This window comes from Stenotrophomonas sp. BIGb0135 (assembly GCF_024810105.1).
In the GTDB taxonomy this organism is placed as follows: domain Bacteria; phylum Pseudomonadota; class Gammaproteobacteria; order Xanthomonadales; family Xanthomonadaceae; genus Stenotrophomonas; species Stenotrophomonas maltophilia_AB.
The window spans coordinates 1-14851 of the sequence record NZ_JANUDX010000013.1; the positions used below are offsets into that span (position 1 = coordinate 1).

General features: G+C 62.3%; 27 protein-coding genes and 1 pseudogene. All 28 read left to right on the forward strand.

The annotated features are described in order from the left end of the window. Nucleotides 1–94: pseudogene (locus M2421_RS19150) on the forward strand (elongation factor Tu); the annotation flags it as partial. Nucleotides 95–427: 333 nt separating this feature from the next. Then, nucleotides 428–739: a 30S ribosomal protein S10 gene (gene rpsJ / locus M2421_RS19155; protein WP_010341589.1), complete on the forward strand. Its 312-nt coding sequence runs from the start codon at nt 428–430 to the stop codon at nt 737–739. Between the two features lie 11 nt (nt 740–750). Then, complete coding sequence (gene rplC / locus M2421_RS19160) at nt 751–1401, forward strand: 50S ribosomal protein L3 (RefSeq protein WP_019186145.1); 651 nt, start codon at nt 751–753, stop codon at nt 1399–1401. A gap of 12 nt (nt 1402–1413) precedes the next feature. After that, nucleotides 1414–2019, forward strand: a complete 606-nt coding sequence (gene rplD, locus M2421_RS19165) for a 50S ribosomal protein L4 (RefSeq protein ID WP_128095571.1) — start codon at nt 1414–1416, stop codon at nt 2017–2019. Next, a complete protein-coding gene (rplW, locus tag M2421_RS19170; RefSeq protein ID WP_038690294.1) occupies nt 2016–2315 on the forward strand; it encodes a 50S ribosomal protein L23 in 300 nt (99 codons plus the stop codon). Before rplD ends, rplW begins: the two co-directional genes overlap by 4 nt. Before the next feature lie 10 nt (nt 2316–2325). Further along, the gene (rplB, locus tag M2421_RS19175; protein WP_038690292.1) at nt 2326–3153 is read left to right on the forward strand and encodes a 50S ribosomal protein L2; all 828 of its coding nucleotides are present in this window, start codon (nt 2326–2328) and stop codon (nt 3151–3153) included. Nucleotides 3154–3159: 6 nt separating this feature from the next. After that, nucleotides 3160–3429: a 30S ribosomal protein S19 gene (gene rpsS / locus M2421_RS19180; RefSeq protein ID WP_017355409.1), complete on the forward strand. Its 270-nt coding sequence runs from the start codon at nt 3160–3162 to the stop codon at nt 3427–3429. A gap of 12 nt (nt 3430–3441) precedes the next feature. Beyond that, nucleotides 3442–3777, forward strand: a complete 336-nt coding sequence (rplV, locus tag M2421_RS19185) for a 50S ribosomal protein L22 (RefSeq protein ID WP_017355410.1) — start codon at nt 3442–3444, stop codon at nt 3775–3777. Nucleotides 3778–3794: 17 nt separating this feature from the next. Next, nucleotides 3795–4526, forward strand: a complete 732-nt coding sequence (rpsC, locus tag M2421_RS19190) for a 30S ribosomal protein S3 (RefSeq protein WP_042614225.1) — start codon at nt 3795–3797, stop codon at nt 4524–4526. A gap of 5 nt (nt 4527–4531) precedes the next feature. After that, nucleotides 4532–4945 carry a 50S ribosomal protein L16 gene (rplP, locus tag M2421_RS19195; protein WP_068849463.1) on the forward strand — a complete coding sequence of 138 codons (414 nt, stop codon included), beginning with the start codon at nt 4532–4534 and terminating at the stop codon, nt 4943–4945. Then, a complete protein-coding gene (gene rpmC / locus M2421_RS19200) occupies nt 4945–5130 on the forward strand; it encodes a 50S ribosomal protein L29 (RefSeq protein ID WP_017355413.1) in 186 nt (61 codons plus the stop codon). Before rplP ends, rpmC begins: the two co-directional genes overlap by 1 nt. Nucleotides 5131–5141: 11 nt before the next feature. Then, the gene (gene rpsQ / locus M2421_RS19205) at nt 5142–5411 is read left to right on the forward strand and encodes a 30S ribosomal protein S17 (RefSeq protein WP_017355414.1); all 270 of its coding nucleotides are present in this window, start codon (nt 5142–5144) and stop codon (nt 5409–5411) included. A 13-nt stretch (nt 5412–5424) separates the two neighbouring features. Then, a complete protein-coding gene (gene rplN, locus M2421_RS19210; protein ID WP_038690286.1) occupies nt 5425–5793 on the forward strand; it encodes a 50S ribosomal protein L14 in 369 nt (122 codons plus the stop codon). Nucleotides 5794–5809: 16 nt separating this feature from the next. Continuing rightward, the gene (gene rplX, locus M2421_RS19215; RefSeq protein ID WP_017355416.1) at nt 5810–6127 is read left to right on the forward strand and encodes a 50S ribosomal protein L24; all 318 of its coding nucleotides are present in this window, start codon (nt 5810–5812) and stop codon (nt 6125–6127) included. A 10-nt stretch (nt 6128–6137) separates the two neighbouring features. Then, nucleotides 6138–6680: a 50S ribosomal protein L5 gene (rplE, locus tag M2421_RS19220; RefSeq protein WP_038690283.1), complete on the forward strand. Its 543-nt coding sequence runs from the start codon at nt 6138–6140 to the stop codon at nt 6678–6680. An 18-nt stretch (nt 6681–6698) separates the two neighbouring features. Then, the gene (gene rpsN, locus M2421_RS19225) at nt 6699–7004 is read left to right on the forward strand and encodes a 30S ribosomal protein S14 (protein ID WP_256776220.1); all 306 of its coding nucleotides are present in this window, start codon (nt 6699–6701) and stop codon (nt 7002–7004) included. A 263-nt stretch (nt 7005–7267) separates the two neighbouring features. Further along, on the forward strand, nt 7268–7666 hold the full coding sequence (gene rpsH / locus M2421_RS19230; RefSeq protein ID WP_019186156.1) for a 30S ribosomal protein S8: 399 nt from the start codon (nt 7268–7270) through the stop codon (nt 7664–7666). A gap of 18 nt (nt 7667–7684) precedes the next feature. Next, nucleotides 7685–8212: a 50S ribosomal protein L6 gene (rplF, locus tag M2421_RS19235; protein WP_259209887.1), complete on the forward strand. Its 528-nt coding sequence runs from the start codon at nt 7685–7687 to the stop codon at nt 8210–8212. Between the two features lie 95 nt (nt 8213–8307). Next, on the forward strand, nt 8308–8667 hold the full coding sequence (gene rplR / locus M2421_RS19240; RefSeq protein ID WP_038690277.1) for a 50S ribosomal protein L18: 360 nt from the start codon (nt 8308–8310) through the stop codon (nt 8665–8667). Nucleotides 8668–8825: 158 nt separating this feature from the next. Beyond that, nucleotides 8826–9368: a 30S ribosomal protein S5 gene (rpsE, locus tag M2421_RS19245; protein WP_259209890.1), complete on the forward strand. Its 543-nt coding sequence runs from the start codon at nt 8826–8828 to the stop codon at nt 9366–9368. Beyond that, the gene (rpmD, locus tag M2421_RS19250; RefSeq protein WP_259209892.1) at nt 9361–9552 is read left to right on the forward strand and encodes a 50S ribosomal protein L30; all 192 of its coding nucleotides are present in this window, start codon (nt 9361–9363) and stop codon (nt 9550–9552) included. The genes rpsE and rpmD overlap by 8 nt, the downstream gene beginning before the upstream one ends. Nucleotides 9553–9556: 4 nt before the next feature. Continuing rightward, nucleotides 9557–10000, forward strand: coding sequence for a 50S ribosomal protein L15 (rplO, locus tag M2421_RS19255; protein WP_019186161.1), 444 nt, complete (start codon nt 9557–9559; stop codon nt 9998–10000). Between the two features lie 3 nt (nt 10001–10003). Further along, nucleotides 10004–11359, forward strand: coding sequence for a preprotein translocase subunit SecY (gene secY / locus M2421_RS19260; protein WP_259209896.1), 1356 nt, complete (start codon nt 10004–10006; stop codon nt 11357–11359). Between the two features lie 361 nt (nt 11360–11720). After that, complete coding sequence (gene rpsM, locus M2421_RS19265; RefSeq protein ID WP_019186163.1) at nt 11721–12077, forward strand: 30S ribosomal protein S13; 357 nt, start codon at nt 11721–11723, stop codon at nt 12075–12077. A gap of 12 nt (nt 12078–12089) precedes the next feature. After that, entirely contained in the window at nt 12090–12479 is a 390-nt protein-coding gene (gene rpsK, locus M2421_RS19270) for a 30S ribosomal protein S11 (protein ID WP_017355427.1), read from the forward strand. Nucleotides 12480–12493: 14 nt separating this feature from the next. Beyond that, complete coding sequence (rpsD, locus tag M2421_RS19275; protein ID WP_038690262.1) at nt 12494–13123, forward strand: 30S ribosomal protein S4; 630 nt, start codon at nt 12494–12496, stop codon at nt 13121–13123. A 55-nt stretch (nt 13124–13178) separates the two neighbouring features. Beyond that, on the forward strand, nt 13179–14177 hold the full coding sequence (rpoA, locus tag M2421_RS19280; protein WP_259209902.1) for a DNA-directed RNA polymerase subunit alpha: 999 nt from the start codon (nt 13179–13181) through the stop codon (nt 14175–14177). Between the two features lie 200 nt (nt 14178–14377). Continuing rightward, entirely contained in the window at nt 14378–14764 is a 387-nt protein-coding gene (rplQ, locus tag M2421_RS19285) for a 50S ribosomal protein L17 (RefSeq protein WP_038690259.1), read from the forward strand. Nucleotides 14765–14851 lie beyond the last annotated feature (87 nt).

Here is a 14851-nt window from a genome sequence, read left to right on the forward strand (position 1 = left end):
CAACCCGGTCGCCATGGACGAAGGCCTGCGCTTCGCCATCCGCGAAGGCGGCCGTACCGTCGGCGCCGGCGTGGTCTCCAAGATCATCGCGTAATCTGTTAGAATCTGCGCCCCGATGTTGCCTGGGTAGGGCATCGGGGCGTAACCAAACGGGAAAAGAGGCGCAGGACGCTCCTCGTGTTCCCCAGACCAGGAAGGGTCGCGCCATTCAGGCAGTGTCAACAGGTCCCCTGTTGACCGCCGCGTTGTATGCGCGCTATACTTTTTGTCTGGGCAGATCGGGAGACCGGTCTGCCTCGATTTTTGAGGTCTATGGAAAGATCTTGTCGCCGCACGGGAATGTGCGGCGTCCGCATTCAGGATATTCATGGGACAAGGCAACCCAGAGGCCTTGTCCGTCGCTCTTTTAACGAAGGAACCCACCGTCATGGCGGACCAAAAGATCCGGATTCGGCTGAAGGCGTTCGATCATCGTTTGATCGACCGTTCGGCCAGCGAGATCGTAGAAACGGCAAAGCGGACCGGCGCGCAAGTGCGTGGCCCGATCCCCCTGCCGACCAAGATCGAGCGTTACACCATTCTCGTTTCCCCGCACGTCGACAAGGACGCGCGTGACCAGTACGAGACCCGCACGCACAAGCGCGTGCTCGATATCGTTGACCCGAACGACAAGACCGTGGACGCGCTGATGAAGCTCGAACTGGCTGCCGGCGTCGACGTTCAGATCAAGCTGACCTGAGGACTACGACCATGACGAAGAAATATTCGTTGGGCTTCGTGGGCCGCAAGGCTGGCATGAGCCGCGTGTTCACCGAAGATGGCCAGGCCATCCCGGTAACCCTGATTGAAGCCACCCCGAACCGCATCGCGCAGATCAAGACCGTCGAAGCCGACGGCTACAGCGCCGTGCAGGTGACCGTCGGTGCGCGTCGCGCTGCCCTGGTCAACAAGCCGGAAGCCGGTCACTTCGCCAAGGCGAAGGTCGACGCGGGTCGCGGCCTGTGGGAATTCCGCGTTGAAGACGCGCAGCTCGGCGATTTCGCCGTCGGCGGCGAAGTCAAGGCGGACATCTTTGAAGTTGGCCAGAAGGTCGACGTCCAGGGTGTCACCAAGGGTAAGGGCTTCCAGGGCACCATCAAGCGCTACAACTTCCGTATGGGCGATGCAACCCACGGTAACTCGCTGTCGCATCGCGCGCCGGGTTCCTTGGGCCAGCGCCAGACCCCGGGTCGCGTTTTCCCGGGTAAGAAGATGTCCGGCCACATGGGTTCGGTGCAGCAGAGCACCCAGAACCTTGAAGTGGTGAAGGTCGATGTCGAGCGTGGTCTGATCGCGATCCGTGGTGCCGTTCCGGGCGCAGCGGGTGGTGACGTGATCGTTCGTCCGGCTAGCAAGGCATAAGGAGAGATGACGATGGAACTCGTTATCACGGGTAGCAACAACAAGGTCTCGGTCTCCGATGCCGTGTTCGGTCGCGATTTCAGCGAAGATCTGGTTCACCAGGTCGTCGTTGCTTACCGCAACGCCGGTCGCGCCGGCACCAAGGCACAGAAGACTCGCTCTGAAGTGGCTGGTACCACCAAGAAGTCGAAGAAGCAGAAGGGCGGCGGCGCGCGTCATGGCGCACTGACGGCTCCGATCTTCGTCGGCGGCGGTGTCACCTTCGCGGCCAAGCCGCGCAGCTTCGAGCAGAAGGTCAACCGTAAGCAGTACCGTGCAGCCATGTGCGCGATCCTGTCCGAGCTGAACCGCCAGGGCCGTCTGACGATCGTGGAGTCCTTCGATGTCGAAGCGACCAACACCAAGTCGTTGATCGCCAAGCTGGCCGGCCTGGAAGTGGGCAAGCGTCCGCTGATCGTCACCGAAGATGCTTCCGAGCACCTGTACCTGTCGGCGCGCAACATTCCCTACGTGGAAGTGCGTGACGTGCAGGGCCTGGACCCGGTGTCGCTGGTCGGTGCCGACACGGTCGTCATCACCGCTGATGCGGTCAAGAAGGTCGAGGAGTGGCTGGCATGAGCGCCAACGAGAAAATCTTCAGCGTTCTTCGCGCTCCGCGAGTCTCCGAAAAGACCGCGCGCCTGCAGGAACATTCCAACCAGTATGTCTTCGAAGTCTCGAACGAAGCCACCAAGGCCGATGTAAAGGCCGCGGTTGAGCAGCTGTTCGACGTCAAGGTCGAGTCGGTCAACGTGCTGAACGTGAAGGGCAAGAACAAGTCCTTCCGTAACCGCACCGGCCGCCGCGGCGATTGGCGCAAGGCGTACGTGCGTCTCGCCGATGGCCAGTCCATCGATGTAACGGCCAAGGCCTGAGGTACATCCCATGCCATTGATGAAATTCAAGCCCACTTCCCCCGGCCGCCGTTCGGCCGTGCGCGTGGTTACGCCCGATCTGCACAAGGGCGCACCGCACGCAGCGTTGCTGGAGCCGCAGAGCAAGTCCGGTGGTCGTAACCACCACGGCCGCATCACCACCCGTCACGTTGGTGGTGGCCACAAGCAGCACTACCGTGTCATCGACTTCAAGCGCAACAAGGAAGGCATTCCGGCGCGCGTGGAACGCATCGAATACGATCCGAACCGCACCGCCCATATCGCCCTGCTGTGCTACGTCGACGGCGAGCGCCGCTACATCATCGCACCGAAGGGCCTGAAGGCCGGTGACCAGGTGATCGCGGGTTCGGATGCGCCGATCAAGACCGGCAACACCCTGCCGCTGCGCAACATCCCGGTCGGTACCACTGTCCACGGCATCGAACTGAAGCCGGGCAAGGGTGCCCAGATCGCGCGTGCCGCCGGCGCTGCCGTGCAGCTCGTCGCTCGTGAAGGCATCTACGCCACCCTGCGCCTGCGCTCGGGTGAAATGCGCAAGGTGCCGGTCGAGTGCCGCGCCACCATCGGTGAAGTCGGTAACGACGAGCACAACCTGGAAAAGCTGGGCAAGGCTGGCGCGAAGCGCTGGCGCGGTGTCCGCCCGACCGTTCGTGGTGCTGCCATGAACCCGGTTGACCACCCGCACGGTGGTGGTGAGGCGAAGGCCGGCCAGGGTAATCCGCATCCGGTCACCCCGTGGGGTGTCCCGACCAAGGGTTACAAGACGCGCAAGAACAAGCGCACCCAGCAATTCATCGTCCGCGATCGTAGGGGCTAATCGACCATGGCACGTTCACTCAAGAAGGGCCCGTTCGTCGATCACCACCTCGTCAAGAAGGTGGAGGCCGCTGCGGGTAGCAAGAAGCCGATCAAGACCTGGTCGCGCCGTTCGATGATCCTGCCGGAAATGGTAGGCATCACCATCGCCGTTCATAACGGTAAGAACCACGTTCCGGTGCTCGTCAACGAGAACATGGTCGGCCACAAGCTCGGCGAATTTGCCATCACCCGGACCTTCAAGGGCCACGGTGGTGACAAGAAGTCGGGCAAGTAAGGAGAGATGACAATGGAAGCGAAAGCAATCCTGCGCTCCGCGCGCATCTCTGCGCAGAAAGCCCGCCTGGTCGCTGACCAGGTGCGCGGCCTGCCGGCCGAGCGTGCGGTCAACCTGCTGAAGTTTTCGGACAAGAAGGCTGCCCACCTGATCAAGAAGGTGGTGGAGTCGGCTATTGCAAATGCCGAAAACAACCAGGGCGCCGACGTCGACGAGCTGAAGGTTCAGACCATCATGGTAGATGAAGGTCCGACCCTGAAGCGTTTCATGGCGCGGGCGAAAGGCCGCGGCACCCGCATCCTCAAGCGCACCAGCCACATCACTGTGGTTGTGGGCGCCGGCAAGTAAGCGGAAAGGAAAACACCATGGGTCATAAAGTTCATCCGATTGGTATCCGCCTCGGCATTTCCAAGGACTGGAACTCCAAGTGGTACGCCAACAAGGCCGAGTTTGCTGGTTACCTGGCAGCCGACCTGAAGGTGCGGGAAATGCTGCGCAAGAAGCTTGCGCAGGCCGGCATCAGCAAGATCCTTATCGAGCGTCCGGCCAAGACCGCTCGCGTGACGATCCACACCGCCCGTCCGGGCGTGGTGATCGGCAAGCGCGGTGAGGACATCGAGAAGCTGCGCAAGGAAGTGAGCGAAATGATGGGCGTCCCGGCGCACATCAACGTCACCGAAGTGCGCAAGCCCGAGCTGGACGCGCAGCTGGTCGCCGAGTCGATCGCGCAGCAGCTGGAGCGTCGCATCATGTTCCGCCGTGCAATGAAGCGCTCGGTCGGCAACGCGATGCGCCTCGGTGCCCTGGGCATCAAGGTCAACGTCGGTGGCCGCTTGAACGGTGCTGAAATCGCCCGTTCGGAGTGGTACCGCGAAGGCCGCGTGCCGCTGCACACGCTGCGTGCCGACATCGACTATGGCTTCGCTGAAGCCAAGACGACCTACGGCATCATCGGCATCAAGGTCTGGATCTACAAGGGCGAGGTTTTCGATTTCTCCCAGGTTGGCCAGGAAAAGCAGGACGATTCCCCGCGTAACGATCGTAACGATCGCGGCGACCGTGGTGACCGTCAGCGCCCGGCCCGTGAAGCGAGGTAACGACAATGTTGCAACCCAAGCGAACCAAGTACCGCAAGGTACACAAGGGCCGTAACGATGGCCTGAGCTGGAGCGCCAACGCTGTCAGCTTCGGCGAGTACGGCCTGAAGGCAACCGCCCACGGTCAGCTGACCGCGCGTCAGATCGAAGCGGCCCGCCGCTCGATCAGCCGCTACGTCAAGCGCGGTGGCAAGATGTGGATCCGAGTGTTCCCCGACAAGCCGATCACCAAGAAGCCCATCGAAGTCCGAATGGGTTCTGGTAAGGGCAACGTGGAATACTGGGTCGCCCAGATCCAGCCCGGCCGCATGATCTATGAAATTGAAGGTGTGGGTGAAGACGTGGCTCGCGAGGCGTTCCGCCTGGCGGCTGCCAAGCTCTCCGTGACCACCACCTTCGTGACCCGGACGGTGATGTAATGGATATCAAACAACTTCGCGAAAAGTCGGCTGACGATCTGAAGGCCCACCTGACCGATCTGCGTAAGGAGCAGTTCTCGCTCCGTATGCAGCAGGTTACCGGCCAGCTGCCGAAGACTCACGAAACCCGCCGGGTCCGCCGCGAGATTGCTCGCGTCAAGACCCTGCTCGGCAGCACCAAGTAAGGATGGCCGCGATGAGCGACAATACTGAAAACAAGACGCTGCGCACGGTCGAAGGCCGTGTCGTCAGCAACAAGATGGACAAGACGGTCACCGTGTTGGTGGAGCGCCTGGTCAAGCACGCCCTGTACGGCAAGTACATCAAGCGTTCGACCAAGCTGCACGCACACGACGCCGACAATGCCTGCAACGAAGGCGATGTCGTCCGCGTGACCGAGATTGCTCCGATGTCCAAGACCAAGAACTGGCGCGTGGTGGAAGTCATCACGCGTGCGGCTGAATAAGGAGATCTGAATCATGATCCAGATGCAGAGCTACCTCGAGGTCGCGGACAATTCCGGTGCCAAGGAAGTGATGTGCATCAAGGTGCTGGGCGGCTCCAAGCGTCGCTACGCCCACATCGGTGACATCATCAAGGTCACCGTGAAGGATGCGATCCCGCGCGGCAAGGTCAAGAAGGGTGAAGTGTTCGACGCCGTCGTGGTGCGTACCCGCAAGGGTGTGCGTCGCGCCGACGGCTCGCTGATCCGTTTCGACGCCAACGCTGCCGTCCTGCTCAACAACAAGCAAGAGCCGATCGGCACCCGCATCTTCGGACCGGTGACGCGTGAACTTCGTACCGAGAAGTTCATGAAGATCGTCTCGCTCGCTCCCGAAGTGCTGTGAGCGACAGGAGATAATCATGGCTAACCGTATCAAGAAGGGCGACCAGGTCGTCGTCAACACCGGCAAGGACAAGGGCAAGCAGGGCGAAGTCGTCCGCGTCGACGGCGATCGTGTGATCGTCGCCAACGTGAACATCGTCAAGCGCCACACCAAGCCGAACCCGCAGGCAGGCGTTGCCGGCGGCGTGGTCGAGCGTGAAGCGTCGATCCATATCTCCAACGTGAACGTGCTCAACCCGGCTTCGGGCAAGGGCGAACGCGTTGGTTTCAAGGTGCTGGAGGATGGACGCAAACTGCGTGTGTTCCGCTCCAGCGGTGAGGCGCTCGACGCCTGAGGATGCGCTGATGAATACCCGTCTCGAAAAGTTCTACAAGGAAGAAGTGGTGCCGGCGCTGATGAAGCAGTTCGGCTACACCAATCCGATGCAGGTTCCGAAGCTGGTCAAGGTCACCCTGAACATGGGTGTCGGCGAAGCAGCCACGAACAAGAAGATCCTGGAAAACGCCGTCGCCGACATGGCCAAGGTCTCCGGCCAGAAGCCGATCGTGACCAAGTCCCGCGTCTCGGTGGCGTCGTTCAAGATCCGCGATGGTTGGCCGATCGGCTGCAAGACCACGCTGCGTCGTGAAAAGATGTATGAGTTCCTGGATCGCCTGATCAACATCTCGCTGCCGCGCGTGCGCGACTTCCGTGGTGTCTCGGGTCGTTCCTTCGACGGTCGCGGCAACTTCAACATGGGTGTGAAGGAACAGATCATCTTCCCGGAAATCGACTTCGACGCTGTCGACGCGATCCGCGGCATGGATATCGCCATCACCACCACCGCCAAGACCGATGCGGAAGCGAAGGCGCTGCTGGCAGCGTTCAAGTTCCCGTTCCGTAACTGATACGTCGAGGAATCCGAAATGGCAAAGACCTCCATGGTCAACCGCGACCTGAAGCGCGCCAAGCTGGCCGTCAAGTTCGCTGGTAAGCGTGAAGAGCTGAAGAAGATCATCTCCAGCACGACCGCTTCGTACGACGAAAAGGCTGACGCCGTAGTCAAGCTGCAGAAGCTGCCGCGCGATTCGTCGCCGAGCCGCCACCGCAACCGCTGCGAACTGTCCGGCCGCCCGCGTGGCGTCTACAGCAAGTTCGGCCTCGGCCGCAACAAGCTGCGCGAAGCCACCATGCGTGGTGACGTGCCGGGCCTGCGCAAGGCCAGCTGGTAAGGGATTCGTCCCGGAACCTGCCCCGCATCCCCTGGGTGCGGGGCAGGGGGACCGACCGGTTCATTCAGGTTTGTCCCCAATTGAAGAGTCCGGCGCAAGTCGGGCTCTTTTTGCCGTATACTCCCGCGTCTTGCCTTTTCACAGGGGCGGGCGCCGGGCGGGCCATCGGCCTGCAGATCACAATGTGAAGGGTACTGGCCCATCCCAGGAACACAGCAAGATTTTCGCGAAAGCGGATATCGGTGCACTCAAAGGTATCGACTATGAGCATGACTGATCCCATCGCCGACCTGCTGGTACGCATCAAGAATGCGGCCGCGGTTGGCAAGCAGACGGTGAAGGCACCGTCCTCCAAGATCAAGGTTGCAATCGCAGAAGTGTTGAAGGCCGAAGGCTACATCACCGACCTGCGCGTCACCAAGATCGAGAACAACAAGGCCGAGCTTGAAATCGTCCTGAAGTATTTCGAAGGCAAGCCGGTCATCGAGACCCTGAAGCGCTTCTCGCGTTCGGGTCTGCGCCAGTACCGTGGCAAGTCCGAGCTGCCGAAGGTCCTCAACGGCCTGGGCATCTCCATCATCTCCACCTCCAAGGGCATCATGACTGATGCGCAGGCGCGCCAGTTGGGCGTCGGCGGCGAAGTCCTGTGCTTCGTGGCCTAAGGCGAGAAGGAAACTACTATGTCCCGCGTAGCCAAGAAGCCGGTCAACCTGCCCAAGGGCGTTGAACTGAACATCCAGCCTGACTCCGTCAGCGTGAAGGGCCCGAAGGGCACCCTGTCGCTGCCGAAGGTCGCTGGCGTTGAAATCACCATCGAGAACGGCGTTGCCAACCTGGCTGCCAACGATCCGTCGCTGACCGCCCTCACCGGCACCGTCCGCGCGATCCTGGCCAACATGGTCCACGGCGTCACCGAAGGCTTCGAGCGCAAGCTCGAGCTGGTCGGCGTCGGTTACCGTGCCGCCATGCAGGGCAAGGACCTGAACCTGTCGCTGGGTTTCTCGCACCCGGTCCTGTTCGTGGCGCCGGAAGGCATCACCCTGTCGACCCCGACCCAGACCGAAATCCTGGTCCAGGGCACCGACAAGCAGCGCGTTGGTGAAGTGGCAGCCAAGATCCGTGGCTTCCGTCCGCCGGAGCCCTACAAGGGCAAGGGTGTGAAGTACGCCGGCGAAGTCATCATTCGTAAGGAAGCCAAGAAGGCCTAATCAGGCGCGGGAACTTCCATGGGCGCCTGGCCTTCACCGGTCGGGCGTCTCAAAGCAAACGCCCGCTTCACTTCAGCTTTCAAGGAACTCAAATCATGAGCATCAACAAGAACATCGCCCGCCTGCGTCGCGCCAAGTCGACCCGTGCACACATCCGCGTTCTCGGCGTGCCGCGTCTGTCGGTGCTGCGCACCGGTCAGCACCTGTACGCCCAGGTCTTCACCGCCGATGGCTCCAAGGTGCTGGCCGCTGCCAACACCACCCAGGCCGACGTCAAGGAAGGCCTGAAGAACGGCAAGAACAGCGACGCCGCCGCCAAGGTGGGCAAGCTGGTCGCCGAGCGCGCCAAGGCTGCGGGCATCGAGAAGGTCGCTTTCGACCGCTCGGGCTACCGCTACCACGGCCGCATCAAGGCACTGGCCGATGCAGCCCGCGAAGGCGGCCTGCAGTTCTAAGGGATAAGGAAACGGGGCAGGTCCCCGTTTCCGCCTGCCTGCCGGCGTGGGTTGCGCCGGGCGACGTCCTTCTTCTGCAAGGCCGATCGAAACACCGCACCACTTCACAGCTATAAGCGGCCCCGAGCCGTACATACCCAATCAATCAAGGAATCAACATGGCAGAAGAACGTCAGCAGCGGGGTCGCGATCGCGACCGTAACCGCGAAGAGAAAGTCGACGACGGCATGATCGAAAAGCTGGTCGCGGTCAACCGCGTCAGCAAGACCGTCAAGGGCGGCCGCCAGTTCACCTTCACCGCACTGACCGTGGTCGGTGACGGCGCAGGCAAGGTCGGCTTCGGTTATGGCAAGGCGCGCGAAGTGCCGGTCGCCATCCAGAAGTCGATGGAGCAGGCTCGCAAGAACCTGGCCGACGTCGATCTGAACAACGGCACCCTGTGGCACCCGGTGAAGTCCGGCCACGGCGCAGCTCGCGTGTTCATGATGCCGGCCTCCGAAGGTACCGGTGTGATTGCCGGTGGTGCCATGCGCGCCGTGCTGGAAGCCGTTGGCGTCAAGAACGTGCTGGCCAAGGCCGTCGGTTCGCGTAACCCGATCAACCTGGTCCGTGCCACGCTGAAGGGCCTGACCGAAATGCAGTCGCCGGTCCGCATCGCGGCCAAGCGCGGCAAGAAGGTGGAGGATCTCAACCATGGCTAATGAAACCGGCAAGACCGTCAAGGTCCGCCTGGTGGGCGGCCTGCGTGGCACCCAGTCGCGTCACCGCCTGTCGGTGCGTGCCCTGGGCCTGAACAAGCTCAACGATGTCCGTGAACTGAAGGACAGCCCGCAGGTTCGCGGCCTGATCAACAAGGTTCATTACCTCGTCAAGGTTGAGGAATAATCCAATGACCATGCATCTCAATGAACTGAGCCCGGCACCGGGCGCGCGCAAAGAGCGCACCCGCGTCGGCCGTGGTATCGGCTCCGGCCTGGGCAAGACCTGCGGCCGCGGCCACAAGGGTTCGTTCGCCCGTAAGGGTGGCGGCAAGATCAAGGCTGGCTTCGAAGGCGGTCAGACCCCGATGCAGCGTCGTCTGCCGAAGGTCGGTTTCCGTTCCAAGATCGCCAAGGACACCGCGGAAGTGCTGTCCTACCAGCTGGAACGCCTGGAAGCCGGCGAGATCGACTTTGCCGCGCTGCGCGCTGCCAAGCTGGTCCCGAGCACCGCCAAGCGTGCCAAGATCGTCATGAAGGGCGACCTGACCAAGGCGTTCACCCTGAAGGGCGTCGCTGCAACGGCCAGTGCCAAGGCCGCGATCGAAGCTGCCGGCGGCAGCGTACAGGAGTAAGACATGGCGCAAGCTGGCATTGGTAACCTCGGCGGCGGGCTCGGCAAGTTCACGGAACTTCGCCAGCGTCTGCTGTTCGTCATCGGGGCATTGATCGTCTATCGCATCGGCTGTTATGTGCCGGTGCCGGGCGTGAATCCCGAAGCCATGCTTGCGCTCATGCAGGCGCAGGGCGGCGGCATCGTGGACATGTTCAACATGTTCTCGGGCGGCGCCCTGCACCGTTTCAGCATTTTCGCGCTGAACGTGATGCCGTACATCTCGGCGTCCATCGTGATGCAGCTGGCGGTCCATATCTTCCCGGCATTGAAGGCAATGCAGAAGGAAGGTGAGTCGGGCCGTCGCAAGATCACCCAATATTCCCGCATCGGCGCCGTGTTGCTGGCCGTGGTGCAGGGCGGCAGCATCGCGCTGGCGCTGCAGAACCAGGTGTCGCCGAGCGGCGCGCCGGTCGTGTACGCCCCGGGCATGGGCTTCGTGCTCACCGCCATCATCGCGCTGACCGCCGGTACGATCTTCCTGATGTGGGTTGGCGAGCAGGTCACCGAGCGTGGCATCGGCAACGGCGTCTCGCTGATCATCTTCGCCGGCATCGTCGCCGGCCTGCCGGGCGCGGTCATCCACACCGTGGAAGCCTATCGCGACGGCAACATGAGCTTCATTTCGCTGCTGCTGATCGTGCTGGTGGTGCTGGCCTTCACCTACTTCGTGGTGTTCGTCGAGCGTGGCCAACGTCGGATCACGGTGAACTACGCGCGCCGCCAGGGCGGTCGCAACGCGTACATGAACCAGACGTCGTTCCTGCCGCTCAAGCTGAACATGGCGGGCGTGATTCCGGCCATCTTCGCCTCCAGCATCCTGGCGTTCCCGACCACCCTGGCCATGTGGTCCGGCCAGGCCAGCTCGGCGACCTGGCTGCAGAAGGTTGCCAACGCCCTGGGCCCGGGCGAGCCGCTGCACATGATCGTGTTCGCGGCGCTGATCACCGGTTTCGCGTTCTTCTATACCGCGCTGGTGTTCAACTCGCAGGAAACCGCCGACAACCTGAAGAAGTCGGGCGCGCTGATTCCGGGCATCCGTCCGGGCAAGGCCACCGCCGACTACATCGACGGCGTGCTGACCCGCCTGACCGCGGCCGGTTCGCTGTACCTGGTGATCGTCTGCCTGCTGCCGGAAATCATGCGTACCCAGCTGGGTGCCTCGTTCTACTTCGGCGGCACCTCGCTGCTGATCGTGGTGGTGGTGGTGATGGACTTCATCGCGCAGATCCAGGCGCACCTGATGTCGCACCAGTATGAGAGCCTGTTGAAGAAGGCCAACCTGAAGGGCGGCAACCGCGGCGGTTTTGCCCGCGGCTGATAAGCCTGTTACACTTTCGTCTTCCTGACGTGATGGTCCTCCGCTTCGCGGACCTGGCCACACAAACGAAGGGCGGCCCCCGCAGCGGTTCCGGGTGGGGGTGAGATCGGGTCGTCCCGCGCGGGAGTAGCGCGGGCGGCACCGGGAAAGGGCACGAAAGCGCCTTTTCACCGGGGTCAACCTGATCCGGCGCCGGAGCCTGGGCACACTCCCTGGGCCGGGTTCGTGAAACCTTGTGTTTCACGGGCTTCCAAGTAGACCGGAACCTTGTTAGTATCGCTAGTTCACTTTTTGATCCATCCTGCCGGATTGGCGCGCCTTGGGTGCGCCGTCGGCCATCACTCAGCTGGAGAACCGCGTCATGGCGCGTATTGCAGGCGTCAACCTGCCAGCCCAGAAGCACGTCTGGGTCGGGTTGCAAAGCATTTACGGCATCGGCCGTACCCGTTCGAAGAAGGTCTGCGACGCCGCAGGCGTGACCTCGACCACCAAGATCCGCGATCTGTCGGAGCCGGAAATCGAGCGTCTGCGTCTCGAAGTCGGCAAGTACATCGTGGAAGGCGATCTGCGCCGTGAAATCGGTATCGCGATCAAGCGCCTGATGGATCTGGGCTGCTACCGCGGTCTGCGTCACCGTCGCGGTCTTCCGCTGCGTGGCCAGCGCACCCGTACCAACGCCCGCACCCGCAAGGGCCCGCGCAAGGCGATCAGGAAGTAAGGGACCTAAGAAATGGCTAAGCCCGTCGCTAAGACCAAGAAGAAGATCAAGCGCGTCGTCACTGACGGCGTCGCCCACGTCCACGCTTCTTTCAACAACACCATCGTGACCATCACCGACCGCCAGGGCAATGCTCTGTCGTGGGCGACCTCCGGTGGCGCTGGCTTCCGCGGTTCGCGCAAGTCCACCCCGTTCGCTGCCCAGGTGGCTGCCGAGAAGGCCGGCCGTGCCGCGCTCGACTACGGCGTCAAGTCCCTGGAAGTCCGCATCAAGGGCCCGGGTCCGGGTCGTGAGTCGGCCGTGCGCTCGCTGAACAACGTGGGCTACAAGATCACCAACATCATCGACGTGACGCCTATCCCGCACAACGGGTGCCGTCCGCCGAAGAAGCGTCGCGTCTAAAGGAGCGATAAGAAATGGCTCGTTATATCGGTCCTACCTGTAAGCTCGCCCGCCGCGAAGGCGCCGACCTTTCCCTCAAGAGCCCGGCGCGCGCGCTGGACTCCAAGTGCAAGCTGGAGCAGAAGCCCGGCCAGCACGGCGCCACCGCCCGTAAGGGCAAGCTGTCCGACTACGCCACCCAGCTGCGTGAAAAGCAGAAGGTCAAGCGTATCTACGGTCTGCTGGAGCGTCAGTTCCGCAACTACTACAAGAAGGCCTCGACCAAGAAGGGCAACACCGGCGAGAACCTCCTGCAGCTGCTGGAAACCCGCCTGGACAACGTTGTCTATCGCATGGGCTTCGCTGTGACCCGTCCGGCTGCCCGTCAGCTGGTCTCGCACCGCGGTGTCACCGTGAACGGCAAGTCGGTCAACCTGGCTTCGTACCAGGTCAAGGCTGGCGACGCTGTCGCGCTGTCCGAGAAGGCTGCCAAGCAGTTGCGCGTTCAGGAAGCCCTGACCGTGTCTGCCACGCACGACCTGCGTCCGTCGTGGGTTGAAGTGGATTCCGGCAAGTTCGCCGGCATCTTCAAGGCTGTTCCGGATCGTGCGGACCTGCCTGCGGATATCAACGAAGCGCTGATCGTCGAGTTGTATTCGAAGTAATTCACATTGGAGAATCCCCGGCGACGGCCGGGGATTCACTAGGAGAACCCGCAACATGACGGTTACCGCCAACCAGGTTCTGCGTCCTCGCGGTCCGCAGATCGAACGCCTTACCGACACCCGCGCCAAGGTCGTTATCGAACCCTTGGAGCGTGGTTACGGGCATACGCTGGGCAATGCCCTGCGTCGCGTGCTGCTGTCGTCCATCCCGGGCTTCGCCATCACGGAAGTTGAGATCGACGGCGTCCTGCACGAGTACACCACGCTCGAAGGCTTGCAGGAGGACGTGCTTGAAGTCCTGCTCAACCTGAAGGACGTGGCCATCCGTATGCACACGGGTGACAACGCGACGCTGTCGCTGTCCAAGCAGGGTCCGGGTGTCGTGACCGCTGCCGATATCAAGGTCGACCACAACGTCGAGATCCTCAACAACGACCATATCATTTGCCACCTGACCAAGGACACGGCAATCAATATGCGTCTGAAGATCGAGCGTGGTTTCGGCTACCAGCCGGCGGCCGCACGTCGTCGTCCGGATGAAGAAACCCGTGCCATCGGTCGTCTGGTCCTGGACGCCTCGTTCTCGCCGGTCCGTCGCGTCGCCTACTCGGTGGAAGCGGCCCGCGTCGAACAGCGTACCGATCTGGACAAGCTGGTGCTGGACATCGAAACCAACGGCACGATCGATGCCGAGGAAGCCGTGCGCACCGCCGCCGACATCCTCAGCGATCAGCTGTCGGTCTTCGGTGACTTCACCCACCGCGACCGCGGTGCAGCCAAGCCGGCCAACAACGGCGTGGATCCGGTGCTGCTGCGCCCGATCGACGATCTGGAGTTGACCGTTCGCTCGGCCAACTGCCTGAAGGCAGAGAGCATTTACTACATCGGCGATCTGATCCAGAAGACCGAAGTGGAACTGCTCAAGACCCCGAACCTCGGCAAGAAGTCGCTGACCGAGATCAAGGAAGTCCTCGCACAGCGCGGCCTTTCGCTGGGCATGAAGCTGGAGAACTGGCCGCCGGCCGGTGTCGCCCAGCACGGCATGCTCGGCTGATCCAGCACGACGCAAGATGCTTGACCCCGCACCTTCGGGTGCGGGGGCTTCACCGTAACACCACGCATCGACAGGCCCATAGCCTGCGGTGACGGTCGGCCAGGAGGGCCGGCATCGGACCAACCGCAGTCCAAGCAGCAACGCCAGGATGGCGACAGCGATACCCAACCGATCCAGCATTCAATCAAGGAATCACTCCCATGCGTCACATGAAGTCCGGCCGCAAGTTCAACCGTACCAGCGCCCACCGCGAAGCGATGTTCAAGAACATGGCCGCCTCGCTGTTCAAGCACGAGCTGATCAAGACCACCCTGCCGAAGGCCAAGGAACTGCGCCGCGTCGCCGAGCCGCTGATCACCCTGGCCAAGGTCGACTCCGTCGCCAACCGTCGTCTGGCCTTCGCCCGTCTGCGCGACAACGAAGCCGTGGGCAACCTGTTCACCATCCTGGGCCCGCGTTACGCGACCCGTCCGGGTGGCTACCTGCGTCTGCTGAAGTGCGGTTTCCGCGCTGGCGACAACGCTCCGATGGCCTACGTCGAACTGGTCGACCGTCCGGCTGCCGTGGCGGAAGCCGTCGAAGAATAATCGACGCGCAACACCCGTAATTCGGTGAAGAACCCGGCCTTGTGCCGGGTTTTTCCGTTTAGGGACAGGAGCCGTGCCGCGGGCGGA

What these genes read in the sequence shown, in the direction of transcription:
- rpsJ (WP_010341589.1), top strand. Translation starts at nt 428, where the DNA reads ATGGCGGACCAAAAGATCCGGATTCGGCTGAAGGCGTTCGATCATCGT.
- rplC (WP_019186145.1), top strand. Translation starts at nt 751, where the DNA reads ATGACGAAGAAATATTCGTTGGGCTTCGTGGGCCGCAAGGCTGGCATG.
- rplD (WP_128095571.1), top strand. Translation starts at nt 1,414, where the DNA reads ATGGAACTCGTTATCACGGGTAGCAACAACAAGGTCTCGGTCTCCGAT.
- rplW (WP_038690294.1), top strand. Translation starts at nt 2,016, where the DNA reads ATGAGCGCCAACGAGAAAATCTTCAGCGTTCTTCGCGCTCCGCGAGTC.
- rplB (WP_038690292.1), top strand. Translation starts at nt 2,326, where the DNA reads ATGCCATTGATGAAATTCAAGCCCACTTCCCCCGGCCGCCGTTCGGCC.
- rpsS (WP_017355409.1), top strand. Translation starts at nt 3,160, where the DNA reads ATGGCACGTTCACTCAAGAAGGGCCCGTTCGTCGATCACCACCTCGTC.
- rplV (WP_017355410.1), top strand. Translation starts at nt 3,442, where the DNA reads ATGGAAGCGAAAGCAATCCTGCGCTCCGCGCGCATCTCTGCGCAGAAA.
- rpsC (WP_042614225.1), top strand. Translation starts at nt 3,795, where the DNA reads ATGGGTCATAAAGTTCATCCGATTGGTATCCGCCTCGGCATTTCCAAG.
- rplP (WP_068849463.1), top strand. Translation starts at nt 4,532, where the DNA reads ATGTTGCAACCCAAGCGAACCAAGTACCGCAAGGTACACAAGGGCCGT.
- rpmC (WP_017355413.1), top strand. Translation starts at nt 4,945, where the DNA reads ATGGATATCAAACAACTTCGCGAAAAGTCGGCTGACGATCTGAAGGCC.
- rpsQ (WP_017355414.1), top strand. Translation starts at nt 5,142, where the DNA reads ATGAGCGACAATACTGAAAACAAGACGCTGCGCACGGTCGAAGGCCGT.
- rplN (WP_038690286.1), top strand. Translation starts at nt 5,425, where the DNA reads ATGATCCAGATGCAGAGCTACCTCGAGGTCGCGGACAATTCCGGTGCC.
- rplX (WP_017355416.1), top strand. Translation starts at nt 5,810, where the DNA reads ATGGCTAACCGTATCAAGAAGGGCGACCAGGTCGTCGTCAACACCGGC.
- rplE (WP_038690283.1), top strand. Translation starts at nt 6,138, where the DNA reads ATGAATACCCGTCTCGAAAAGTTCTACAAGGAAGAAGTGGTGCCGGCG.
- rpsN (WP_256776220.1), top strand. Translation starts at nt 6,699, where the DNA reads ATGGCAAAGACCTCCATGGTCAACCGCGACCTGAAGCGCGCCAAGCTG.
- rpsH (WP_019186156.1), top strand. Translation starts at nt 7,268, where the DNA reads ATGAGCATGACTGATCCCATCGCCGACCTGCTGGTACGCATCAAGAAT.
- rplF (WP_259209887.1), top strand. Translation starts at nt 7,685, where the DNA reads ATGTCCCGCGTAGCCAAGAAGCCGGTCAACCTGCCCAAGGGCGTTGAA.
- rplR (WP_038690277.1), top strand. Translation starts at nt 8,308, where the DNA reads ATGAGCATCAACAAGAACATCGCCCGCCTGCGTCGCGCCAAGTCGACC.
- rpsE (WP_259209890.1), top strand. Translation starts at nt 8,826, where the DNA reads ATGGCAGAAGAACGTCAGCAGCGGGGTCGCGATCGCGACCGTAACCGC.
- rpmD (WP_259209892.1), top strand. Translation starts at nt 9,361, where the DNA reads ATGGCTAATGAAACCGGCAAGACCGTCAAGGTCCGCCTGGTGGGCGGC.
- rplO (WP_019186161.1), top strand. Translation starts at nt 9,557, where the DNA reads ATGACCATGCATCTCAATGAACTGAGCCCGGCACCGGGCGCGCGCAAA.
- secY (WP_259209896.1), top strand. Translation starts at nt 10,004, where the DNA reads ATGGCGCAAGCTGGCATTGGTAACCTCGGCGGCGGGCTCGGCAAGTTC.
- rpsM (WP_019186163.1), top strand. Translation starts at nt 11,721, where the DNA reads ATGGCGCGTATTGCAGGCGTCAACCTGCCAGCCCAGAAGCACGTCTGG.
- rpsK (WP_017355427.1), top strand. Translation starts at nt 12,090, where the DNA reads ATGGCTAAGCCCGTCGCTAAGACCAAGAAGAAGATCAAGCGCGTCGTC.
- rpsD (WP_038690262.1), top strand. Translation starts at nt 12,494, where the DNA reads ATGGCTCGTTATATCGGTCCTACCTGTAAGCTCGCCCGCCGCGAAGGC.
- rpoA (WP_259209902.1), top strand. Translation starts at nt 13,179, where the DNA reads ATGACGGTTACCGCCAACCAGGTTCTGCGTCCTCGCGGTCCGCAGATC.
- rplQ (WP_038690259.1), top strand. Translation starts at nt 14,378, where the DNA reads ATGCGTCACATGAAGTCCGGCCGCAAGTTCAACCGTACCAGCGCCCAC.